Annotated in this window: 17 protein-coding genes; 1 reads left to right on the top strand and 16 read right to left on the bottom strand. The window is 74.3% G+C overall.

The features are described from left to right. Positions 1 to 62: 62 nt before the first annotated feature. On the bottom strand, positions 63 to 1439 hold the full coding sequence (locus AC2TDM_RS03905) for an FAD-dependent oxidoreductase (RefSeq protein ID WP_484635888.1): 1377 nt from the start codon (positions 1437 to 1439) through the stop codon (positions 63 to 65). 239 nt (positions 1440 to 1678) lie between these two features. On the opposite strand from AC2TDM_RS03905, the gene rarD reads away from it, so the two are divergent. Continuing rightward, entirely contained in the window at positions 1679 to 2650 is a 972-nt protein-coding gene (gene rarD / locus AC2TDM_RS03900) for an EamA family transporter RarD (RefSeq protein WP_090031848.1), read from the top strand. A 20-nt stretch (positions 2651 to 2670) separates the two neighbouring features. Here the strand turns inward: rarD and AC2TDM_RS03895 are convergent, their stop codons facing one another. From AC2TDM_RS03895 to AC2TDM_RS03825, 15 genes are all read right to left on the bottom strand, one after another. After that, on the bottom strand, positions 2671 to 3540 hold the full coding sequence (locus AC2TDM_RS03895; protein ID WP_484635887.1) for a PP2C family protein-serine/threonine phosphatase: 870 nt from the start codon (positions 3538 to 3540) through the stop codon (positions 2671 to 2673). A gap of 25 nt (positions 3541 to 3565) precedes the next feature. Beyond that, positions 3566 to 4510, bottom strand: coding sequence for a polyprenyl synthetase family protein (locus AC2TDM_RS03890; protein ID WP_175499378.1), 945 nt, complete (start codon positions 4508 to 4510; stop codon positions 3566 to 3568). A 158-nt stretch (positions 4511 to 4668) separates the two neighbouring features. Continuing rightward, positions 4669 to 6369: an NADH-quinone oxidoreductase subunit NuoN gene (gene nuoN / locus AC2TDM_RS03885; RefSeq protein WP_484635886.1), complete on the bottom strand. Its 1701-nt coding sequence runs from the start codon at positions 6367 to 6369 to the stop codon at positions 4669 to 4671. Further along, complete coding sequence (locus AC2TDM_RS03880; protein WP_484635885.1) at positions 6366 to 8018, bottom strand: NADH-quinone oxidoreductase subunit M; 1653 nt, start codon at positions 8016 to 8018, stop codon at positions 6366 to 6368. Before AC2TDM_RS03880 ends, nuoN begins: the two co-directional genes overlap by 4 nt. Before the next feature lie 13 nt (positions 8019 to 8031). Next, the gene (nuoL, locus tag AC2TDM_RS03875) at positions 8032 to 10014 is read right to left on the bottom strand and encodes an NADH-quinone oxidoreductase subunit L (protein ID WP_484635884.1); all 1983 of its coding nucleotides are present in this window, start codon (positions 10012 to 10014) and stop codon (positions 8032 to 8034) included. A 7-nt stretch (positions 10015 to 10021) separates the two neighbouring features. Further along, complete coding sequence (gene nuoK / locus AC2TDM_RS03870) at positions 10022 to 10321, bottom strand: NADH-quinone oxidoreductase subunit NuoK (RefSeq protein ID WP_090031840.1); 300 nt, start codon at positions 10319 to 10321, stop codon at positions 10022 to 10024. Then, positions 10318 to 11124 carry an NADH-quinone oxidoreductase subunit J gene (locus AC2TDM_RS03865; protein WP_484636380.1) on the bottom strand — a complete coding sequence of 269 codons (807 nt, stop codon included), beginning with the start codon at positions 11122 to 11124 and terminating at the stop codon, positions 10318 to 10320. The genes nuoK and AC2TDM_RS03865 overlap by 4 nt, the downstream gene beginning before the upstream one ends. 23 nt (positions 11125 to 11147) lie before the next feature. Continuing rightward, positions 11148 to 11825 carry an NADH-quinone oxidoreductase subunit NuoI gene (gene nuoI, locus AC2TDM_RS03860; protein ID WP_484636379.1) on the bottom strand — a complete coding sequence of 226 codons (678 nt, stop codon included), beginning with the start codon at positions 11823 to 11825 and terminating at the stop codon, positions 11148 to 11150. Positions 11826 to 11953: 128 nt separating this feature from the next. Then, positions 11954 to 13351 carry an NADH-quinone oxidoreductase subunit NuoH gene (nuoH, locus tag AC2TDM_RS03855; RefSeq protein ID WP_484635883.1) on the bottom strand — a complete coding sequence of 466 codons (1398 nt, stop codon included), beginning with the start codon at positions 13349 to 13351 and terminating at the stop codon, positions 11954 to 11956. Then, positions 13348 to 16290: an NADH-quinone oxidoreductase subunit G gene (locus tag AC2TDM_RS03850; protein ID WP_484635882.1), complete on the bottom strand. Its 2943-nt coding sequence runs from the start codon at positions 16288 to 16290 to the stop codon at positions 13348 to 13350. Before AC2TDM_RS03850 ends, nuoH begins: the two co-directional genes overlap by 4 nt. Next, entirely contained in the window at positions 16290 to 17627 is a 1338-nt protein-coding gene (gene nuoF, locus AC2TDM_RS03845; protein WP_484635881.1) for an NADH-quinone oxidoreductase subunit NuoF, read from the bottom strand. Before nuoF ends, AC2TDM_RS03850 begins: the two co-directional genes overlap by 1 nt. Then, the gene (gene nuoE / locus AC2TDM_RS03840; protein ID WP_484635880.1) at positions 17627 to 18652 is read right to left on the bottom strand and encodes an NADH-quinone oxidoreductase subunit NuoE; all 1026 of its coding nucleotides are present in this window, start codon (positions 18650 to 18652) and stop codon (positions 17627 to 17629) included. The genes nuoF and nuoE overlap by 1 nt, the downstream gene beginning before the upstream one ends. Next, positions 18649 to 20013, bottom strand: a complete 1365-nt coding sequence (locus AC2TDM_RS03835; protein ID WP_484635879.1) for an NADH-quinone oxidoreductase subunit D — start codon at positions 20011 to 20013, stop codon at positions 18649 to 18651. The genes nuoE and AC2TDM_RS03835 overlap by 4 nt, the downstream gene beginning before the upstream one ends. Next, positions 20013 to 20753, bottom strand: a complete 741-nt coding sequence (locus AC2TDM_RS03830; protein ID WP_484635878.1) for an NADH-quinone oxidoreductase subunit C — start codon at positions 20751 to 20753, stop codon at positions 20013 to 20015. Before AC2TDM_RS03830 ends, AC2TDM_RS03835 begins: the two co-directional genes overlap by 1 nt. Beyond that, on the bottom strand, positions 20750 to 21301 hold the full coding sequence (locus tag AC2TDM_RS03825) for a NuoB/complex I 20 kDa subunit family protein (protein ID WP_090031824.1): 552 nt from the start codon (positions 21299 to 21301) through the stop codon (positions 20750 to 20752). The genes AC2TDM_RS03830 and AC2TDM_RS03825 overlap by 4 nt, the downstream gene beginning before the upstream one ends. Positions 21302 to 21340 lie beyond the last annotated feature (39 nt).

Below are 21340 nucleotides of genomic sequence, written 5' to 3'. Positions count from 1 at the left end.
CCCGGGGACGGGGGCGGGACGCACAGGGGGCACGCAGGCGGGAGCTGCGGGACGGCCAGCCGTCAGACGCGACGCCCGAGCGAGATCTCGACCATGTCCTCGCGCGGCACGAGCTTGACCCGCTCGCGGCCGTGGGGCTGGCCGAGGGACCGCTCGTACGCGTCGAGCAGCTCCCAGCCCTTCCAGTCGATCGGCTCGACCCCGCGGGCGCGCAGGAAGGCGGTGACGGCCTCCGGGTCGCGCTCGACGGCGGTGTACGCGGCCTCCCCGCCCGTGGCGACGTCCTCCGCGAGGTTCCGGATGGTCTCCGTGGCGTCCGACTTCGTGTGGCCGATGAGGCCGACGGGGCCGCGCTTGATCCAGCCCGTGGCGTAGATGCCGGGCAGGTGCTCCCCCTCGGGGTCGACCACGCGGCCGCCACGGTTGGGGATGACCCCCGCCGCGTCGTCGAAGGGGATGTCGGGCAGCGGCGAGCCGAAGTAGCCCACCGCGCGGTACACCGCGCCGACCGGCCAGTCGTGCGTCTCGCCCGTGCCGCGGACCGTGCCGTCGCCGACGAGCTCCGTGCGCTCCGTCCGCAGCGCGACGACCTTGCCGTCCTCGCCCAGCACCTCGACCGGCGCGTGCAGGAAGTGGAGGTGGATGCGGCGGCTCGCCGTCAGCTCCTCCGGCTCGCGCAGCGTCCAGTCCGTGAGCGTCTTGACGACCTGCTTCGTCTGGTTCGACGACTTGATCGCCTGGTTCGACCCCTCGTCGAAGTCGAAGTCCTCGGGGTACACGACGACGTCGACGTCCGGGACGTGCCCGAGCTCGCGCAGCTCCAGCGGCGAGAACTTGACCTGCGCGGGGCCGCGGCGCGCGAACACGTGCACGTCCGTGACCGGGGAGGCCTTGAGCTGCTCGTAGACGTTGGCCGGGACCTCGGTCGGCAGCAGGTCGTCCGCGTGCTTGGCCAGCACGCGCGCCACGTCCAGCGCCACGTTGCCGGCGCCGATGACGGCGACGACCTCGTCGTCCAGCGGCCAGGTGCGCGGGACGTCCGGGTGCCCGTCGTACCAGGACACGAAGTCCGCGGCGCCGTAGGAGCCCTCGAGGTCGATGCCCGGGACCGGCAGGTCGGCGTCGCGGATAGAGCCGGTCGAGAAGATGATGGCGTCGTAGAACTGGCGCAGCTCCTCGAGCTTGACGTCCGTCCCGTAGTCGACGTTCGCCAGCAGGCGGATGTCCCCCCGCTGCAGGATGTTGTGCAGCGCGACGATGATCTGCTTGATGCGGGGGTGGTCGGGGGCCACGCCGTAGCGGACGAGGCCGAACGGCGCCGGGAGGCGCTCGAACAGGTCGATGCTCACGTCCAGGTCGGTCTTGGCCAGGATGTCCGCGGCGTAGATGCCGGCGGGACCGGCGCCGACCACGGCGACGCGCAGGGTGGGTGTGCTCACGGCTCTTCTCACGTTTCGGGACGGGCGTCCGGGCGGTATGAGACCGCCGATGAGTATAGGCAAGCCTCACCCGGCCGTCCTGAGACGTCCCTGTCCGTGGACACCGGCTGCCTGACCTGCGACATCGCCCATGGGGTGCGCCGGTGAGCCGTCCATGTGGTGGACGCGCTCCTTCCGCTCCTCGGACCGCTCGCCGGAGGCCGACGGGCTCGGCCGGTCGCGCCGCGTAGGGTCGGGCGGTGCCAGGACGACTCTCCCCCGCCCCGACAGCCGCCTCGACCGCAGCCCGGGGCACCACCGGCCGCACCGGCCTGGTCACCGGGATCGGGGCGTACGTGCTGTGGGGCGCGATGCCCCTGTACTTCCCCCTGCTGCGTCCTGCCGGGCCCGTCGAGATCATCGCGCACCGGGTCGTGTGGTCCGTGCTGTTCTGCACCGTCCTCGTGCTGGCGACCCGCACGACCGGGGCGGTCCGGGCGCTGCTGCGCGACCGGCGCACCCTCGGCGTCCTGGCCGTCGCGGCGGTGCTGCTGGCGGCGAACTGGCTCGTCTTCGTCCTCGGCGTGCTCACGGGGCACACCGTCGACGCGGCGCTAGGCTACTTCATCAACCCGATCGTCACGGTGGGCCTGGCCGTGCTCGTGCTCGGGGAGCGGCTGCGGCCCGTGCAGTGGGCGGCCCTGGGCCTCGGGGCGCTGGCCGTGCTCGTCATCGCCGTCGGCCTCGGGACCCTGCCGTGGGTGGCCCTCACGCTCGCCGCGACGTTCGGGCTCTACGGCCTGCTGAAGTCGCGGCTCGGCGCCACCGTCGGGGCCGTCCCCGGCCTGACCGTCGAGACGCTGGTGCTGGCGCCGGTCGCGCTGGCGTTCCTCGTCGGCCTGCACCTGACCGGCGGGGGCACCTTCGCCGCGCACGGCACGGCGAACGCGGTGGCTCTGGCGTCGACCGGGGTCGTCACCGCCCTGCCGCTGCTCCTGTTCAACACGGCGGCGCGGCGCCTGCCGCTGTCCGTCGTCGGGCTGCTGCAGTACATCACCCCGACGCTGCAGTTCCTCGTCGGGGTGCTCGTCCAGCACGAGACGATGCCGCCGGCCCGCTGGTGGGGTTTCGCGCTGGTGTGGGCGGCGCTCGTCGTGCTGTCGGTGGACGGCCTGCGGCACGGGCGGCGCGCGGCCCTCGCGGCCCGGCGCGAGGCGAGCACGGCGGCCTGACCCCGGCACGCGCGTGCTGCTCAGGTCACGTCGACGACGACCACCGTGACGTTGTCGCGCCCTCCGGCGGCCAGCGCCGCCGCGACCAGCGCCTCCGCCGTCGCCTGCGGGTCGTCGCCCTCGGCCAGCAGTGCGGCGATCCGCGCGTCGTCGAGCTCGTCCGTGAGCCCGTCCGAGCAGGACAGGACGCGGTCCCCCGGTGCCGCGGGCACGGCACGCACGTCGTGCGGCCCGGGGCGCAGCGGTGCCCCCGCACCCAGTGCGCGCGTGATGACGTGGCGGCGCGGGTCGCTGCGGGCCTCCGCGGCGGTGAGGAGGCCGGCCCGCTCGAGCTCGGCGACGAGCGTGTCGTCGCCCGTCAGCCGTTCCAGCGCGCCGTGCGCCCAGCGGTACGTGCGCGAGTCCCCGACGTTCACGACGAGCCACGCCGGCGGGACCTGCCCGCCCGGAACCACCAGCACCACGCCCGTCACGGTGGTGCCCGGGGCGCGGTCCGGTCCGGTCGCCAGGGCCGCGACCGCCGCGTGCGCGTCGGCGAGGGCTGCGCGGACGGCGGCGGCGCGGTCCGCCACGTCGGGTCCGCCCGGGGGCGGTGCGGTCGGGTCCGCGGCGGCGGGGACGTCCGAGTCGGTCCCGTCGTCGGCGTCGAGCCGGCGCAGCGCCCGGAGCGCCGCCGCGCTGGCGGCGGCGCCGTCCTCGTGGCCGCCCATGCCGTCGGCGACGAGGAACACCCGCCGCCCGACGAGGGCGCCGTCCTGGTTGTCCGGCCGCCGGTACCCGGGGTGCGTCGCCGAGCCGACCCGCAGGTGCGGGCGCCAACCCGAGGCGTCCGCGGGCGGCACGTCCCCGCCGTCGGTGGGCTCGTCGCCCACGCCCACGCCCCCGCTCACGCCGCCCCCTGCCGCGCCGGACCGGTCAGGACGCCCGGTCGACCAGGGAGTCCGCGAAGGCGACGAGCGCGTCCTTGACCGCGCCGGGCGGCAGCGGGTCCAGCCGCTCGACGGCCTGGCGCGCGAGCACCACCGCACGCTCCCGCGTCTGCTCGACGACGTCGTGCGCGCGCAGCGCCTCGACGGCCTCGGTGAGGGCGGCGTCGGTGCTGAGGTCGGCGTCGAGCAGCGCCAGGACGTCCCGGTCCCCGCTGGAGGCGCCGGGGCGCGCGGCGCGGGCCCGCAGGAGCAGCGCGGGCATGGTCGGGACGCGGTCGCGCAGGTCGGTGCCGGGCGTCTTGCCGGTGGTCGCCGCGTCGGAGGTGAGGTCGATGACGTCGTCGGCGAGCTGGAAGGCCACGCCGACCGTCTCCCCGAAGGCCTGCACGGTGGCGACCACGTCCGGCCGGCACCCCGCGAACATGGCGCCGAAGCGCGCGGCCGTGGCGATGAGCGACGCCGTCTTGTCCGCCAGCACCTGCAGGTAGTGGTCGACGGGGTCCTCGCCGGGGTTCGGCCCCACCGTCTCGTGGAGCTGCCCGAGGCAGAGCCGCTCGAACGTCGCGGCCTGGATGCGCACCGCCTCCGGGCCGAGCCCGGCCACCGTCGACGAGGCCCGCGCGAACAGCAGGTCGCCGGTGAGGATGGCCACCGAGTTGCCCCACACCTCGTGCGCGGCCGGCGCACCGCGGCGCAGGGGCGCGGCGTCCATGACGTCGTCGTGGTACAGCGTCGCGAGGTGGGTGAGCTCGACGACCACGGCGGCGTCGAGCACCTCGCGACGTGACCCGTCGCCCAGCTCGGCCGTGAGGAGGGTCAGCAGCGGGCGCAGCCGCTTGCCGCCCGCGTTGACCAGGTGCCGCGACGCCTCGTCGGCGAGGCGGTCGTTCTGCGTGACGACGTCGCGCAGGCGCTCCTCGACGACGGTCATGCGCCCCTCGAGCCGCGACGAGAGCGCGGCGTCCACGATGGGCAGGGTGGTCGGCGAGGTCACGGGACGAACCTACTTTCCCGCGACCGCGCCGGGCACATCGGTCCACCGCCGGTCACAGCAGCCGGTCGTCCTCGCGCCGGGCGTCATGCGGGTGGTCACGGCAGGAACACCGCCGCGGACCCGACGAGGTCGAGCACCGGCTGGGGCAGCACGCCGAGCAGCACCGTGCCGATCAGGCAGACCACCACGGTCACGGCGGTGAGCCCCTGCGACGTGGCGACCGCGGTGCGGGTGGCGGCGGGCCGCGCCGCGACGAGCGTGCCCGTCCCGGCGGTCCCGAGGGCCGTCGCTCCGGTGCCGGTGGCCGCGTCGGACGGGCTCCCGGCGGTGGCGTCGTCGGCGAGCAGCACCTCGTCGGCGGGCAGGGCCTCGTCGGCGGGAGGGGTGAAGTACATCCGCACGATGACGCGCACGTAGAAGTACGCGGCCGCCGCGGAGGCCAGCACGCCGACGAGCGCGAGCGGCCAGGCACCGCCGTCGACGGCCGCGGAGAACACCGAGAACTTGCCGAGGAAGCCGCCCGTCAGCGGGATGCCCGCGAAGGACAGGAGGAACACGGAGAACGCGAGCGCCAGCACGGGGCTGCGGCGCGCCAGGCCGTCCCACGCCGACAGGTCCGCCGCCTCGAGCTGCGCCCCGCCGCTGCGGCCCTGACGGACCAGGCTGACCACCGCGAAGGCGCCGACCGTCGCCACGCCGTAGGCCAGGAGGTAGAAGAGCGTGCCGCTCACACCGCGCTCGTCGAGCGCGACGACGCCCGTGAGCAGGAATCCGGCATGGGCGACCGAGGAGTAGCCGAGCATCCGCTTGACGTCGGTCTGCACCATCGCGACCACCGTCGCCGCGACCATGGTGACGATCGCGACGCCCCACAGCACGGGCGCCAGGTCCCACTGCAGGCCCGGGACCACGACGTAGACGAACCGCAGCAGGGCGCCGACCGCGGCCACCTTCGTGCACGCGGCCATGAAGGCCGTCACCGGCGTGGGCGCACCCTGGTACACGTCGGGCGTCCAGGAGTGGAAGGGCATCGCGCCGACCTTGAACAGGAGCCCGACCAGCACGAGGACCGACCCCAGGACCAGCAGCCCGTCGAGGGGCGACGGCGTCGCCGTGGCCGCGGCGATGTCCGCGTACCGCAGCGAGCCGCTGTACCCGTACAGCAAAGCGACGCCGAACAGCAGCACCGCCGAGGCGAAGGCCCCCAGGAGGAAGTACTTGAGCGAGGCCTCCTGCGACAGCAGCCGCCGCTCGCGCGCGGTGCCCGAGAGCAGGTACAGCGGCAGGGACAGCACCTCGAGCGCGACGAACAGCGTCAGCAGGTCGCCCGCCGCCGGGAACACGAGCATCCCCCCGGTGGCGAACAGCACGAGCGGGTAGACCTCGGTCTGCTGCAGCCCCTTCTCGCGTGCCAGCCGCTCGGCCTCGGAGCCGGGGACGGTCGCGACCGACGGCGCGATCGCGCCCTGGCCGGCGCGCGTGCGGTCCGCGAGCACGAGCAGGGACAGCAGCGCGAGCACGGCCACGACGGCCTGGCAGACGAGCGCCGGACCGTCGACGACGAGCGACCCGCCGAGCACGGCCGTCCCGCCGGTCCGCTCGACGCCGCCCCAGAGCAACCCGACGGCGACGAGCGCGCCGAGGAGCGCGAGCAGCGCCAGGACGACCTGCACGAGCCGGCGTGCGCGGGCCGGCACGAAGGCCTCCACGAGCACGCCGACCACGGCGGCGCCGAGCACGACGAGCACGGGGCTCAGGGCGCCCCAGGCCACCTCCGGTGCGGTGAAGCCGTTCACCCCTCGCCCCCCTCGTCCGTGCCGTCGGTGGTGCCATCGGCGGTGCCGTCGGTGCTGCCATCGGCGGTGCCGTCTGTGGTGCTGCCGGTGCTGCCGTCGTCGGTGCCGTCGCCGGCGTCCGCCACGAGCCCCTGACGGATTGGGTCCTGCTCGCCGACCTGCTCGAGCGTGAGCTGCGCGGGTGGTCGGACGAGGTCGAGCGCCGGTCCGGGCGCGAAGCCCAGGACGAGCATGAGGACGACGAGCGGCGCCACCGCCCAGCGCTCCCGGGCGCCGACGTCGCGCATCGTCGTCAGCTCCGCCGTCTCGGGACGGGGGCCGGTGAACACCCGCTGGTAGGTCCACAGCACGTAGACCGCGGCGAGGACCACGCCGAGCGAGGCGACGACGGCCGCCGCGGGGTGCCGCGTGAACGTCCCCACCAGGACCGCGAACTCGCTGACGAACGTCGACAGACCCGGCAGCGAGAGCGCCGACAGCCCGCTGACGAGGAACAGCCCCGCCAGCACGGGGACCACGCGCTGCAGCCCGCCGAAGTCCTCGATGCGCTGCGACCCGCGCCGGGCGACGAGGTACCCGCCGAGCAGGAACAGCGCCCCTGTCGAAAGGCCGTGGTTGACCATGTAGAACGAGGAGCCGGCGACGGACGTCGACGTGAGGGCGAAGATGCCGAGCACGATGAAGCCGAAGTGCGACACCGAGGTGTAGGCGATGAGGCGCATGAGGTCCCGCTGCCCGATCGCGAGCACGGCGCCATACAGGACCGACAGGACCGCGAGGGCGACGACGACCGGCGCCGCCCACCGCGAGGCCTCCGGGAACAGCGGCAGGCACAGCGTGAGCATCCCGAAGGTGCCCACCTTGTCCAGCACCCCGACGAGCAGCGTGGACGTCCCGGCCGGCGCCTGCTCCGCGGCGTCGGGCAGCCAGGTGTGCACCGGCACCATCGGCGCCTTGATGGCGAAGGCCAGGAAGAACGAGCAGAACAGGAGGCGCTCGGTCGTCGTCGACAGCTGCGTCCCCACGAGGTTCTCGACGAGGAAGCCCTCGTCGCCACCCGGTCCCGCGAGGTACAGCGTGATGACGCCAGCGAGCATGACGAGCCCGCCGAGCAGCGAGTAGACGAGGAACTTCACCGCGGCAGCACCGCGCCGGGGGCCGCCGTAGCCGCCGATCATGAAGTAGACGGGGATGAGCATCGCCTCGAACAGCACGTAGAACAGGAACAGGTCCCGCGCGCTGAACACCCCGACGATGAACGCCTCGAGCAGCAGCACCAGGGCCAGGTAGCTGCGCAGGCGGTCGGTGGCGGCGCCGGCGGAGCCCTGCTCGCGCCAGGCCGCGAGAACCACCAGCGGGACCAGCACCACCGACATGAGGACGAGCGCGAGGCCGACCCCGTCGACGCCGACGGCGTAGGAGGCGCCGATCGCGGGGATCCACGCGTGCTGCTCGACGAGCTGGTGGGTGCCGGCGTCGGCGGTGTCGAAGGCGGCCAGCGCGCCGACGCCGAGCGCGACCTCGCCGAGCGCCACGACGAGCGCGAGCTCGCGGGCCCGGCTGCGGGCACCGGCGGGCAGCACCCACAGGAGCACCGCACCGAGGACGGGCAGCACCACGAGGGCGGTGAGCCAGGGGAAGGAGGTCATCGTGCTCCCGCTCTCAGGCCTGCAGGGCCAGGACGACGCCGGCGAGCACGACGACCCCGAGGAGCGTCGTGGCGGCGTAGGACCGGACGAGACCCGTCTGCACGCGGCGCGCGAGGGCGCCCGAGCCGACGGCCAGCCGCCCGACGCCGACCGCGGCGCCGTCGACGGCGGTCCGGTCGGCGACGACCAGGCCCCCCGTCAGGGCCCGGCCGGGGCCGACGAGCACGACGTCGTTGACGGCGTCCTGGTAGAGGTCGGCGCGTGCCGCCCGCGTGAGCGGGGACCCGGCGGGGGCGGCGACCGGCACCTCGTCGCGGACGTACCGCAGGTACGCCAGCACGAGGCCGGCGGCGACCGCCAACAGCGTGAGCGTCGTGATGACCGGCACGGACAGCACCGGCTCCTCGTGCTCGGCGTGCCCGGTGACGGGCTCGAGCCAGGTGGTGAAGCCCGTCGTCGCCAGGACCAGGCCGAGCGCGACCGAGCCCGCCGCCAGCACGATCATCGGCCAGCGCATGAGGGCGGGCGCCTCGTGCGGGTGATGCCCCGCGGCGTGGGCGCCTGACGCGTGCGCACCCGCAGTACGGGCGCCCGCGGCACGGGCGGTCGCCGCACGGGCCTCCTCCTCCGGGACGTCCCAGCGGGGGCGGCCGAAGAAGGTCATGAAGAACAGCCGCGACATGTAGAACGCGGTGACGCCCGCACCGAGCAGCGTGACGGCCCCGAACACCCAGGCCCTCCACGGCTGCCCGTCGACGGGCACGAAGGCCGCCTCGATGATCTTGTCCTTGCTGAAGAAGCCCGCGAAGGGAGGGACGCCGAGGATCGCCAGCCAGCCGAGCCCGAACGTCACCACCGTCACCTTGAGGTACCGCGCCAGGCCGCCGAACCGCCGCATGTCGACGGAGTCCGCCATGGCGTGCATGACGGAGCCGGCGCCGAGGAACAGGCCCGCCTTGAAGAACCCGTGGGTCACCAGGTGGAAGATCGCGTAGGCGTAGCCGACCGGGCCCAGGCCGGCGGCCAGCATCATGTAGCCGATCTGCGACATGGTCGAGGCGGCCAGCGCCTTCTTCAGGTCGTCCTTCGCGCAGCCCACGACCGCGCCGTAGACCAGCGTCACGGCCCCGACGACCACGACCACGAGCTGGGCCGTCGGCGCGCCGTCGAAGACCGGCGCCGACCGCACGACGAGGTAGACGCCGGCGGTGACCATCGTGGCGGCGTGGATGAGGGCGGAGACCGGCGTCGGGCCGGCCATCGCGTCACCGAGCCAGCTCTGCAGCGGGACCTGCGCCGACTTGCCGCAGGCGGCGAGCAGCAGCATGAGGCCGATGGCGGTGAGCCAGCCCTCGGAGACCGCCCCGCCGGCGGCCGCCGCGTGCACCTGCGTGAAGCCGACCGAGCCCGTCGCGGCGAGCATGAGCCCCATCGCGACGATGAGGCCGATGTCGCCCACCCGGTTGGCGACGAACGCCTTCTTGCCGGCCACCGCGTAGGCGGTGTTGTGGTTCCAGAAGCCGATGAGCAGGTAGGACGCCAGGCCCACGCCCTCCCAGCCGACGAACAGCAGCAGGTAGCTGTCGGCCAGGACGAGCAGCAGCATCGCGGCGACGAAGAGGTTGAGGTAGGCGAAGAACCGGCGGCGGGACGCGTCGTGCTCCATGTACGCCACGGAGTAGACGTGGATGAGCGTGCCGACGAAGGTCACGAGCAGCACGAACGTGATCGACAGGGGGTCGACGCGCAGCCCGAGGTCGACGGCGAGCTGCCCGGCGTCGAACCAGCGGCCGAGCGTGACGTCGAGGACGCGGGCCTCGGCGTCGCGCCCGAGCAGCTCGAGCGCCAGCACCGCGCCGATGACGAACGACGCGGCGGAGGCGAGCACGCCGAGCCAGTGCCCCCAGCGGTCGGTGGCACGGCCGAGGACGAGGAGGACCGCGGCGGAGGCCAGCGGGACCGCGACGAGCAGCGCCGCGAGGAGGTCGAGGGACACCGCCGGTTCAGCCCTTCATGAGGTTGACGTCGTCGACCGAGGCCGACTGCCGGGTCCGGAAGATCGCGACGATGATCGCGAGCCCCACGACGACCTCCGCCGCGGCGACGACCATGACGAAGAACGCCAGCGTCTGGCCGACGAGGTCGCCGTTCATCCGGCTGAAGGTGACGAGGGCGAGGTTCGTCGCGTTGAGCATGAGCTCGACGCCCATGAACGCGATGACCGCGTTGCGGCGCAGCAGCACCGTCATCGCCCCGATCGTGAACAGGACCGCGGACAGCACGAGGTAGTTCGAGGGGTTCACCGCCGGCTCCCCTCGTCGGCATCGGCGGCGGGGAGCACCGGCGGCGCGTCCGCGGCCTGGCCGCGCGCGCGCAGCACCCGGGACACCGAGTGCTCCAGGGGCCGGCCCTGCGGGTCGAGCGCGGGGACGTCCATCGCGTTGCGCTGCGCGTACACGCCGGGCGCCGGCGGCGGGGTGAGGGTGGCGCCGGCCTTCACGCGGGCGTCGGCGCGCTCGCGCTGGCCCCGCCGCGGCAGCAGGCGCTCGTGGTGGGTGAGCACCAGGGCGCCGAGGGCGGCCGTGACGAGCAGCGCGCCGACGACCTCGAAGGCGAAGACGTACTCCCCGAACACCAGCCGGGCCACCCCGACGGGGTTGGAGTCCGCGTTGGCCTCGGCCAGGCCCGTCGCGGGCGCGTAGACCGTGCCCCCGACCACGCCGACGAGGACGGCCCCGAGCCCGACGCCCGCCAGCCAGCCGATCCACCGCTGGCCCCGGATGGTCTCCACCAGGGTGTCGGAGGCGTCGACCCCGACGAGCATGAGGACGAACAGGAACAGCATCATCACGGCCCCCGTGTAGACGACCACCTGGACGATCCCGAGGAACACCGCGTCCTGCGCGACGTAGAGGAACGCCAGGCTGATCATCACGAGCACCACCGACAGGGCGGCGTGCACGGCCTTGCGCGCGAACAGCAGGCCGAGCGCCGCGACGACCATGACCGGCGCGATCACCCAGAAGAGGACGGCCTCGCCGGTCGTCGTCCGTCCGGTCTCGGTGAGCGTCTCGGCGAGCGCGGTGAGGACCGGCGCCGCCCCCAGGACCGGCGCCGCCGCGAGCGCGCTCACCGCGAGCCCTGCTTCGTGGCCGCTGCCGCCGTCGCCTGGACGGCCGAGGCCGCCGGTCCCGGCGTCCACCGGGGCTCGTCGCCGGTGTACCCCGGCAGCGTCGGGTCGTCCGGACGGTGCTCGGCCACCCAGGCGACCTGCTCCGGCGTCGTGCCGGTGACCTCGCCCCGGTAGTACTCCGTGTCCGTCGTGCCGTCGACCATGGGGTGCGGGGCGCGGAGCATGCCGTCACGCAGGGGGGCCAGGAGGTCCTCCTTCTCGAAGATGAGCCCGGCGCGGGTCGGCCCCGTGAGCTCGTACTCGTTCGTCATGGTCAGCGCGCGCGTCGGGCAGGCCTCCACGCACAGCCCGCAGAAGATGCAGCGCAGGTAGTTGATCTGGTAGACGCGCCCGTACCGCTCACCGGGCGAGTACTGCGCGTCCGGTGTGTTCTCCCCGGCCTCGACGTAGATGGCGTCGGCGGGGCAGGCCCACGCGCACAGCTCGCACCCGATGCACTTCTCGAGGCCGTCGGGGTAGCGGTTGAGCTGGTGGCGCCCGTGGTAGCGCGGCTTCGTCGGGACCTTCTCCGAGGGGTACTGCTCCGTCACGGTCGGCTTGACCATGTTGGCGAGCGTCACGCCGAAGCCGCCGACCGGGGCCAGGGCCCGTGCGAGGGGCCCCCGCGGCGGGATGGCGGACCGGTAGCCGCCGCCCTCCTCCGGCCGGGCGACCTCACCACCGCCGGCGGGTCGCCGGGCGGGGGTGGCGCCGGTGCGGCGCGCGCCGTCACCCCGCGGGGCGGGGCGCTGCGTCGGGTCGGTCACGGGGACACCTCCTGCGTCGGGGACTCGTCGGTGGGCCGGTCGGCGGGGTGATCGGCGGAGCGGTCGGTGGCGTGGTGGGCGGAGGGGCCGGCCGCCGCGGCGGTGGCCATGGCCCGGGCGCGCCGCGGGGACGGGGGCAGGGCCTGCCCGGGCAGCGGCGGCACCGGGTAGCCGTCGGCGAACGGGTCGACGACCTGCGGCCCCCGGCGCCGCGGCGGCTGGAGGTGCTTCGCGTCGGGCCACACGAGGGCGACGACGAACACCACCGCGAAGACCCCGGCGATCCCGAACAGCAGCGTGCGCAGGTCCACGTCGACGAACTGCCGCAGACCCTGGACCACCGCGACGCACACGACCCAGACGAGGGCGACCGGGATGAGGACCTTCCAGCCGAGCTTCATGAACTGGTCGTACCGGAACCGCAGCACGGAGCCGCGGATCCAGACGAACAGGAACATGAAGCCCCACACCTTGGCCAGGAACCACAGCACGGGCCACCAGCCGGTGTTGAGCACCCCGTCGCCGACGAGCGACAGCGGCCAGGGCGCACGCCAGCCGCCCAGGAAGAGCGTGGTGGCGACCGCCGAGACGTTGAGCATGTTGATGTACTCGGCGAGGAAGAACCACGCGAACTTCATCGACGAGTACTCCGTGGTGTACCCGCCGACGAGCTCGCCCTCGGCCTCGGGCAGGTCGAAGGGCAGGCGGTTCGTCTCCCCCACCATCGACACGACGTAGAGCACGAACGCGGGCAGCAGCGGCAGCAGCCACCAGACGGGCCGCTGGGCGTCGACGATCTGCGAGGTCGACATCGACCCCGACATGATGAAGACGCTCACCAGCGACAGGCCCATGGCCAGCTCGTAGGAGATGACCTGCGCCGTCGAGCGCACCCCGCCGAGCAGCGGGTACGTCGAGTTGGACGCCCACCCGCCGAGCACGATCCCGTACACGCCGACCGAGGCGCACGCGAGGATGTAGAGCACGGCGACCGGGAAGTCCGTGAGCTGCAGCGGCGTCAGCACGCCGAAGATGCTCACCTCGGGCCCGAACGGGATGACCGCGAGCGTGAGCAGGGAGCAGAACACCGCGATCATCGGCGCGAGGACGTAGACGAGCTTGTCCGCCGCGCGGACGGTCACGTCCTCCTTGACCAGCAGCTTCATCGCGTCGGCCAGCGACTGCAGGAGCCCGAACGGCCCGTGGACGTTCGGCCCGGGCCGCACCTGCATGCGGGCGACGACGCGTCGCTCGAACCAGATCGCGATGAGCACGCTCGTCAGCAGGAACGCGACGATCCCGACCGCCTTGAGCACCCAGACCCACCAGGTGTCCTGGCTGAAGTCCGCGACGACGGGGGCCACCGCCCCGCCGGTCGCCGCCAGCACGCTCATGCCCGCTCCTCACCCGTGCCGGTGACGGGCCCGCTCGTGCTGCCCGTCGCGTACCCGCTGGTCCGGCCCGTGGGGGCGGTGCCCGTGGTGCTCGTGCCGTCGGCACCGCCGTCGACGAGGCCGGCGTCGCCCCCGACGCGACCCGTCACGGCCGGCCGGGCGGCCGCACCCGCCGACGGCCCCGCGCCGGCCGCGGACGCGGCCGCGAGCGCCACGAGGTCCCCCGCGTCCGCCCGCAGGGCCGCGCGCACCGGGCAGCCGGGCGCGTTCGTCGGGAGCCAGACGACGTGGTCCGGCATGGCCGTGACCACCGCGGGCAGGGTCAGCGACCCGGCCGCGGTGGAGACCGTCAGCGGCTCGCCGTCGGCGACCCCGGCCGCCGCGGCCGTGGCGGCCGACAGCCGTGCCACCGGACGTGGGGCCGTGCCGGCCAGGTGCACGTCGCCGTCCTGCAGCCGGCCCGCGTCGAGCAGGCCGTGCCAGGTGGCGAGCAGGGCGTGCCCCGCGGGGACGGTCACCGGCTCGGCGGGCCGCTCGTCGGGTGCCGAGGCCCGGCCGCCGTCCCAGCCGCCGAGGACGTCGAGCTCGGCGTGCACGTCGGCCAGGCTGCGCAGGCCCAGGTCGACGCCCATCGCATCGGCGAGGGCGTGCAGGACCCGGTGGTCGGGCAGCGCGGTGGACACGAGGGCCTGGGGGAACGGCCGCGGCCGGCCCTCCCAGGTGACGAAGGTGCCGGCCTTCTCGACCGGGGGCGCCACGGGCAGGACGACGTCCGCGAGCTCCGTGACCGCCGAGGCGCGCACCTCGAGGGAGACGAGGAACGGCACGGCGGCGAGGGCCTCCAGCGCCGCGGCCGGGTCCGGGAGGTCGCCCGGGTCGACGCCGCCGACGAGCAGCGCGCCGAGCTGACCCGCCGCCGCGGCCGCGAGGATCTCCCCCGTGCTGCGGCCGGGGGTGGACGGCAGGGTCGGCACGCCCCAGGCCGCCGCGACGTCGACGCGGGCGCCGGCGTCGGTGACCACCCGGCCGCCGGGCAGGAGACCGGGCAGGGCGCCGGCCTCGACGCCGCCGCGCTCCCCCGCGCGCCGCGGGACCCACGCCAGGCGCGCACCGGTGCGGGCCGCCAGCCGCAGCGCCGCGGACAAGCCACCACGGACGCCGGCCAGCCGCTCGCCGACGAGCACGACCGCGCCCGGCTGCGCGAGCAGCTCCGCGGCCTCCGCCAGCCCCTCGTGCCGGGCACCCGCCGCGATGCCGTCGAGCACCTCGGCCTCGGTGCCGGGCGCCGCGGGCAGGAGGGTGCCGTCCAGGCGCTGCAGGCCGCGCGAGGCCCAGGGCGCCACCGACAGGACCCGCGCCCGTCGCTTCGTCACCTGCTCCCGCAGGCGCAGGAAGAGGATGCCGCCCTCGTCCTCGGCCTCGAGCCCGGCGAGCAGCACGACGGGCGCCGCGGCCACGTCGGCGTAGGTCACCTCGAGCGTGCGGCCCGCGACGGCGTGCGCCAGGAAGGCGGCCTCCTCCGCGGAGTGCGGCCGCGCGCGCAGGTCGACGTCGTTGGTGCCCAGGACGACGCGGGCCGTCTTGGCCCAGGCGTACGCGTCCTCGAGGGTCAGGCGGCCGCCGGGCAGCAGGCCGACGCCGCCGGTCGGGCGGGCGACGGGCTCGTCGCGCCCGGTCAGGCGGCTGGCGACGCGGTGCAGCAGCCCCGGCTCGACACTCTCGGGCTCCTCCACCGCCGCGAGCGCGGCCGCGAGGCCCTCCGCGGCGACGTCCAGCGCCTCCGTCCAGCTCACGGGCTCGAGCGGGCCGCGCGTGCCGTCGGCGCGCCGGGTGCGCACCATCGGCACGGTCAGCCGGTCGGTCGCCGCCTGCCAGCGGAACGCGAAGCGGTCCTTGTCGGTGAGCCACTCCTGGTTGACCGTCGGGTCCTCGGCCGCGAGCCGCCGCAGGACGACGCCGCGCCGGTGGTCGACGCGGATCGCCGACCCCGAGGAGTCGTGCTCGGCGACGCCGGGCGTGGACACGAGGTCGAAGGGCCGCGACCGGAACCGGTACGCCGCGCTCGTGAGGGCCCCCACCGGGCAGATCTGCACCGTGTTGCCGGAGAAGTAGGAGGAGAAGGGGCGGCCGCTGGCGTCCGGCAGGCTCACGCCGACGGGTCCGTCAGGGGAGACGACCGCCTGCGCGTCGGCCTCCGTCGTCGACGGGACCGCCTCCCCGCCCGGCACGACGTCCCCGGTGCCGGGGTCCGGCGCGAAGTCGAGCACGCGGGTGTCGAAGGTGCCGATCTGCTGGCGCGCGCCGCGCATCTGCAGGTCGATGAAGACGTCCCCGGCGATCTCCTCGCTGAAGCGCGTGCAGCGCTGGCACAGCACGCAGCGCTCGCGGTCCAGCAGGATCTGCGTCGAGATGGCGATGGGCTTGGGGAACGTGCGCTTGACGTCGACGAAGCGGCTCGTCGCCCGGCCGTTGCTCATCGCCTGGTTCTGCAGGGGGCACTCGCCGCCCTTGTCGCAGACGGGGCAGTCGAGCGGGTGGTTGACGAGCAGCAGCTCCATGACGCCGTGCTGCGCCTTGTCCGCCTCCGGCGAGGTGTGCTGCGTGCGCACCTGCATGCCGTCGGTCGCCTCGAGCGTGCAGGAGGCCTGCGGCTTGGGCATCTTCGCCAGGTTCCCGTCGCGCCCGGGCGCCCAGACCTCGACGAGGCACTGCCGGCACGCGCCGGCCGGCGCGAGCAGCGGGTGGTCGCAGAACCGCGGGATCTGGATGCCCAGCCGCTCGGCGGCGCGGATGACCAGCGTCCCCTTCGGGACCGTCGTCTCGACGCCGTCGATCTGGAAGGTGACCGTCTTCTCGGGCACGACCGGAGGGGCCGGGGGCGCCGCGGGCACCAGCGGGGTCCCCGACGCCACGGTCGTGCGCTCGGGCGTCAGCGTCATCAGTGCACCCCTGCCAGCTGGGCCGTGCGCGCGCGGGGCGTGTAGGCGAACCGCGCGGAGCGCTCGGGCGGGAACAGGACGTCGGCGGGCGTGTGCGTGCCGGCCTCGAACTCGTCGCGGAAGTACTGCACGGCGGAGGTGATGCAGCTGGTCGCACCGTCCCCCAGGGCGCAGAACGACCGGCCGAGGATGTTGTCGCACAGGTCGAGCAGGAGCTCGATGTCGGCCTCCGTGCCCTGCCCGCGCTCGAACCGCTGCAGGACCTGCACCAGCCAGTACGTGCCCTCCCGGCAGGGCGTGCACTTGCCGCACGACTCGTGCTTGTAGAACTCCGTCCAGCGGGTCACGGCGCGCACGACGGAGACGGTCTCGTCGAAGACCTGCAGGGCGCGGGTGCCGAGCATGGACCCCGCCTTGCCGACGGACTCGTAGTCCAGCGGCACGTCGAGGTGCTCGGCGGTGAAGATCGGCGTGGAGGACCCGCCGGGCGTCCAGAACTTCAGCTCGTGCCCCTCGCGGACGCCACCGGCCATGTCGAGCAGCTCGCGCAGCGTGATGCCCAGCGGCGCCTCGTACTGCCCGGGCCGGGTCACGTGGCCGGACAGCGAGAACAGGCCGTGGCCGGCGGAGCGCTCGGTGCCCATGCCGGTGAACCACTCCGCGCCGCCACGCAGGATGCCGGGCACCGAGGCCACGGACTCGACGTTGTTGACCACGGTCGGCCGCGCGTACAGGCCCGCCACGGCCGGGAACGGCGGCTTGAGGCGCGGCTGGCCGCGCAGGCCCTCGAGGGAGTCGAGCAGCGCCGTCTCCTCGCCGCAGATGTAGGCGCCGGCGCCCGCGTGCACGGTGACGTCGAGCGAGTAGCCCGAGCCGAGCACGTCCTGGCCGAGATACCCGGCGGCGTACGCCTCCTCGACCGCCTTCTGCAGGCGCCGCAGGACGTGCAGCACCTCGCCCCGGACGTAGATGAACGCGTGCGCGCACCCGATGGCGTAGGACGTGATGGCGACGCCCTCGACCAGGTGCTGGGGGCTGGCCAGCATCGTCGGGATGTCCTTGCACGTCCCGGGCTCGGACTCGTCGGCGTTGACGACGAGGTAGCGGGGGCCGCCGTCGGGCGGGGGCAGGAAACCCCGCTTCATGCCGGTGGGGAACCCGGCACCGCCGCGGCCGCGCAGCCCCGAGTCCTTGACCGCCTGCACCACCTGCGCCGGCTCCATGGTCAGCGCCCGGCGCAGCCCGCGGTACCCGCCGTGCCGCTCGTACGCGGCCAGCGACCAGGCGCGGGGCTCGTCCCAGTGCGCGCTCAGCACCGGGGTCAGGGTCGTCGGCATCAGCGGTCCTCTCCGGCGGCGCCGGCGCCCGTGCCGGTCCCGCCCTGCGTGCCGGACTCGTCGACGCGGGTCGTCGCCTCGACGTGCTCGGCCCTCTCCTGCGTGGCCGGCGAGGCGTCCGCCGGCGTGGTCACCGGACGCTCCGCGTCGTTGCGCGGCGCCCCGGTGGGGAGCTGGCCGCCGGCACGGGCGGCCGCCTCGCCGTCGGCGCCGCCACGGTCCTGGTGCTGGTCCTGGTGCTGGTCCTGGTCCTGCCGCTGGGACCCCTCGCCCTGCCCCGCGGTCGGGCCCTCGTCGCCGAACGCGGGGGCGGTCCAGCCGCGCTCCCGGGCCAGGCGCAGGCCGCGCAGGGTGGCCTCCCCGGCGGCCGGGCCCTCGTCGGCGCGCCCGTCCGGGAAGCCCGCCAGGACGCGGGACATCGGCCGGAAGGGCACCACCTCGTCGGCACCGCGCGTGGGGCGGACGGTCCCGCCGGTGCGCAGCCGGTCGACGAGGGCGGTCGCGGACTGCGGCGTCTGGTCGTCGAAGAACTCCCAGTTGACCATGACCACGGGCGCGTAGTCGCAGGCCGCGTTGCACTCGATGCGCTCGAGCGTGACCGCGCCGTCGGGCGTGGTCTCGTCGTGCCCGATGCCGAGGTGCTCGACGAGCTCCTCCCAGATCGCGTCCCCGCCCATGACGGCGCACAGCGTGTTGATGCAGACCCCGACGGTGAAGTCGCCGTTGGGGTGGCGCTTGTACTGCGAGTAGAAGGTCGCCACCGCGGACACCTCGGCGGTCGTCAGGCCGAGCGTCTGCGCGCAGAAGGCGATCCCGCGGGGGCTGACGTAGCCGTCGACCGACTGCACGAGGTGCAGCAGGGGCAGGAGCGCGGAGCGCTGCTGCGGGTACCGCGCGACGACCTGGGCCGCGTCGGCGGTCAGGCCCGCCAGGGTCGCCTCGTCGTACCCCGTGCGGTGCACCTGCCCCGACGCCCGCCGGGTGGCGGCGTCCGGGGACTGCAGGCCGGTGTCGTCGATCGTCATCGGTCCACCCCTCCGAGCACGGGGTCGAGGCTCGCCACGGAGACGACGACGTCGGCGACCTGGCCGCCCTCGCACATCACCGAGACGGCCTGGAGGTTGTTGAAGGACGGGTCGCGGAAGTGCGCGCGGTACGGGCGCGTCCCGCCGTCGGAGACGAGATGGACGCCCAGCTCCCCGCGCGGGTGCTCGACGGTCTGGAACACCTGGCCGGCCGGCACGCGGAAGCCCTCGGTCACCAGCTTGAAGTGGTGGATGAGCGCCTCCATCGAGGTGCCCATGATCTCGCGGATGTGCTCGGCGGAGTTGCCCATGCCGTCGGTCCCGAGCGCGAGCTGCGCGGGCCACGCCACCTTCTTGTCCGCCACCATGACGGGCCCGGGGCCCATGGCCTCCAGCCGGTCGCACGCCTGCTCGACGATGCGGGCCGACTGGTGGATCTCCTCCATGCGCAGGCCGATGCGCGACCAGGAGTCGGCCTCGCTGCGGACCGGCACGTCGAAGTCGTAGGTCTCGTAGCCGCAGTAGGGGTTCGCCTTGCGCACGTCGTACGGGAGGCCCGTGGAGCGCAGCACCGGACCCGTGATGGCCAGCGCCATGCACCCGGCCAGCCCCAGGTACCCGACGCCCTGGGTGCGCAGCTTGAGGATGGGGTTGGCGAGCATGAGGTCCTCGAGCTGGCGCACGTACGTGCGCACGCTCCGCAGCGCCGCGCGGACCTCCTCGACCGCACCGGCGGGCAGGTCCTGGGCGACGCCTCCCGGCCGGATGAACGCGTGGTTCATGCGCAGGCCGGTGATGAGCTCGAGGACCTTCAGCAGCTCCTCGCGGGCGGTGAAGCCGACGGTCATGATCGTCGTCGCCCCGAGCTCGTTGCCGCCGGTGGCCAGGCACACGAGGTGCGAGGTGATGCGGTTCAGCTCCATGAGCAGCACCCGGATCGTCGTGGCGCGCTCGGGCACGTCGTCGGTGATGCCGAGCAGCTTCTCCACCGCGAGGCAGTAGGCCGCCTCCTGGAACAGCGGGGCCACGTAGTCCATGCGCGTGCAGAACGTGACGCCCTGGGTCCAGGTGCGGAACTCCATGTTCTTCTCGATGCCCGTGTGGAGGTAGCCGATGCCGGCGCGCGCCTCCGTGACGGTCTCGCCGTCGATCTCGAGCATGAGCCGGAGCACGCCGTGGGTGGAGGGGTGCTGCGGGCCCATGTTGACGACGATCCGCTCCTCGCCGAGGCGGGCCGCCTCCTCGGCGATCGTCGACCAGTCGCCGCCGGACGCCTCGAAGCTGGGGACGCCGGTGGTGTCGTCGTCGACGACGTGGCCCGTGGCGGACGGGCTGCTCGCGGTGCTGCGGGCGGGGCTCATCAGCTGTACGACCTCCGCTGGTCGGGGGGCGGCACGGTGGCGCCCTTGTACTCCACGGGGATGCCGCCCAGCGGGTAGTCCTTGCGCTGGGGGTGGCCAGGCCAGTCGTCGGGCATCTCGATCCGGGCGAGCGCCGGGTGCCCGTCGAAGACGAGGCCGAAGAAGTCCCACGTCTCACGCTCGTGCCAGTCGGCGCCCGGGTACACCGACGTCACCGACGGCACGTGCGGGTCGTCGTCGGGCGCGGTGGTCTCGACCCGCAGCCGTCGCCCGTGCGTCACCGAGCACAGGTGGTGGACGGCGTGCAGCTCCCGGCCCGTCTCGTGCGGGTAGTGCACGCCCGAGACCCCCAGCGAGAGCTCGAACCGCAGGTCCGGGTCATCGCGCAGGTGCCGCGAGACCTCGAGCAGGTGCTCGCGGCGCACGTGCAGCGTGAGCTCGCCGCGGTCGACGACCACGGACTCGACCGCCGCGGCGTAGCCCGTGCCGCTCGCGTCGAGCAGCTCGGCCAGGACGTCGACCGCCTCGTCGAACCAGCCGCCGTAGGGGCGCTCGCTCGGTCCGGGCAGGACGACCGGGACGACGAGGCCGCCGTAGCCCGAGGTGTCGCCGCCGTCCTGGGCCCCGAACATGCCACGGCGCACGTCGACGACCTCGAGGGCCGGCCGCCCGTCGGGCCCGGGGGTGCCCTCGGTCGAGGCGGGGCTGCGCTCCACGTCGCCGCCCGGGGTCACGCTCATCGGAGCAGTCCCGTCATGTGGTGCGTGGGCGCGGCCTCCAGGGCGGCGGCCTCCGCCGCCGCGGCGGCCTCGCGCCGGTTCACGCCCAGCGGCTCGCGCTGGATCTGGTCGTGCAGCGCGAGGATCGCGTTGATGAGCATCTCCGGCCGCGGCGGGCAGCCGGGCAGGTAGATGTCGACGGGGACGACGTGGTCGACCCCCTGCACGATCGCGTAGTTGTTGAACATGCCGCCCGACGAGGCGCACACGCCCATCGACAGGACCCACTTGGGCTCGGACATCTGGTCGTACACCTGCCGGACGATCGGGGCCATCTTCTGGCTGACCCGCCCGGCCACGATCATGAGGTCGGCCTGGCGGGGCGAGGCCCGGAAGACCTCCATGCCGATGCGCGACAGGTCGTAGCGCGGGGCGCCCGACGCCATCATCTCGATCGCGCAGCAGGCCAGCCCGAAGGTCACCGGCCACAGCGAGCCCTTGCGGAAGTAGCCGACCAGGTTCTCCACCGTGGTCAGCAGGAACCCCGAGGGTGCCTCCTCCAAGCCCATCAGGACCTCCTCGTCCGCCGCACGACCCCTGCCTCCACC

The sequence above is a fragment of the Cellulomonas sp. plas2 genome (assembly GCF_057221735.1).
Note: the sequence above shows the minus strand (reverse complement) of the source record. Positions and strands in the feature narration are given on the sequence as shown.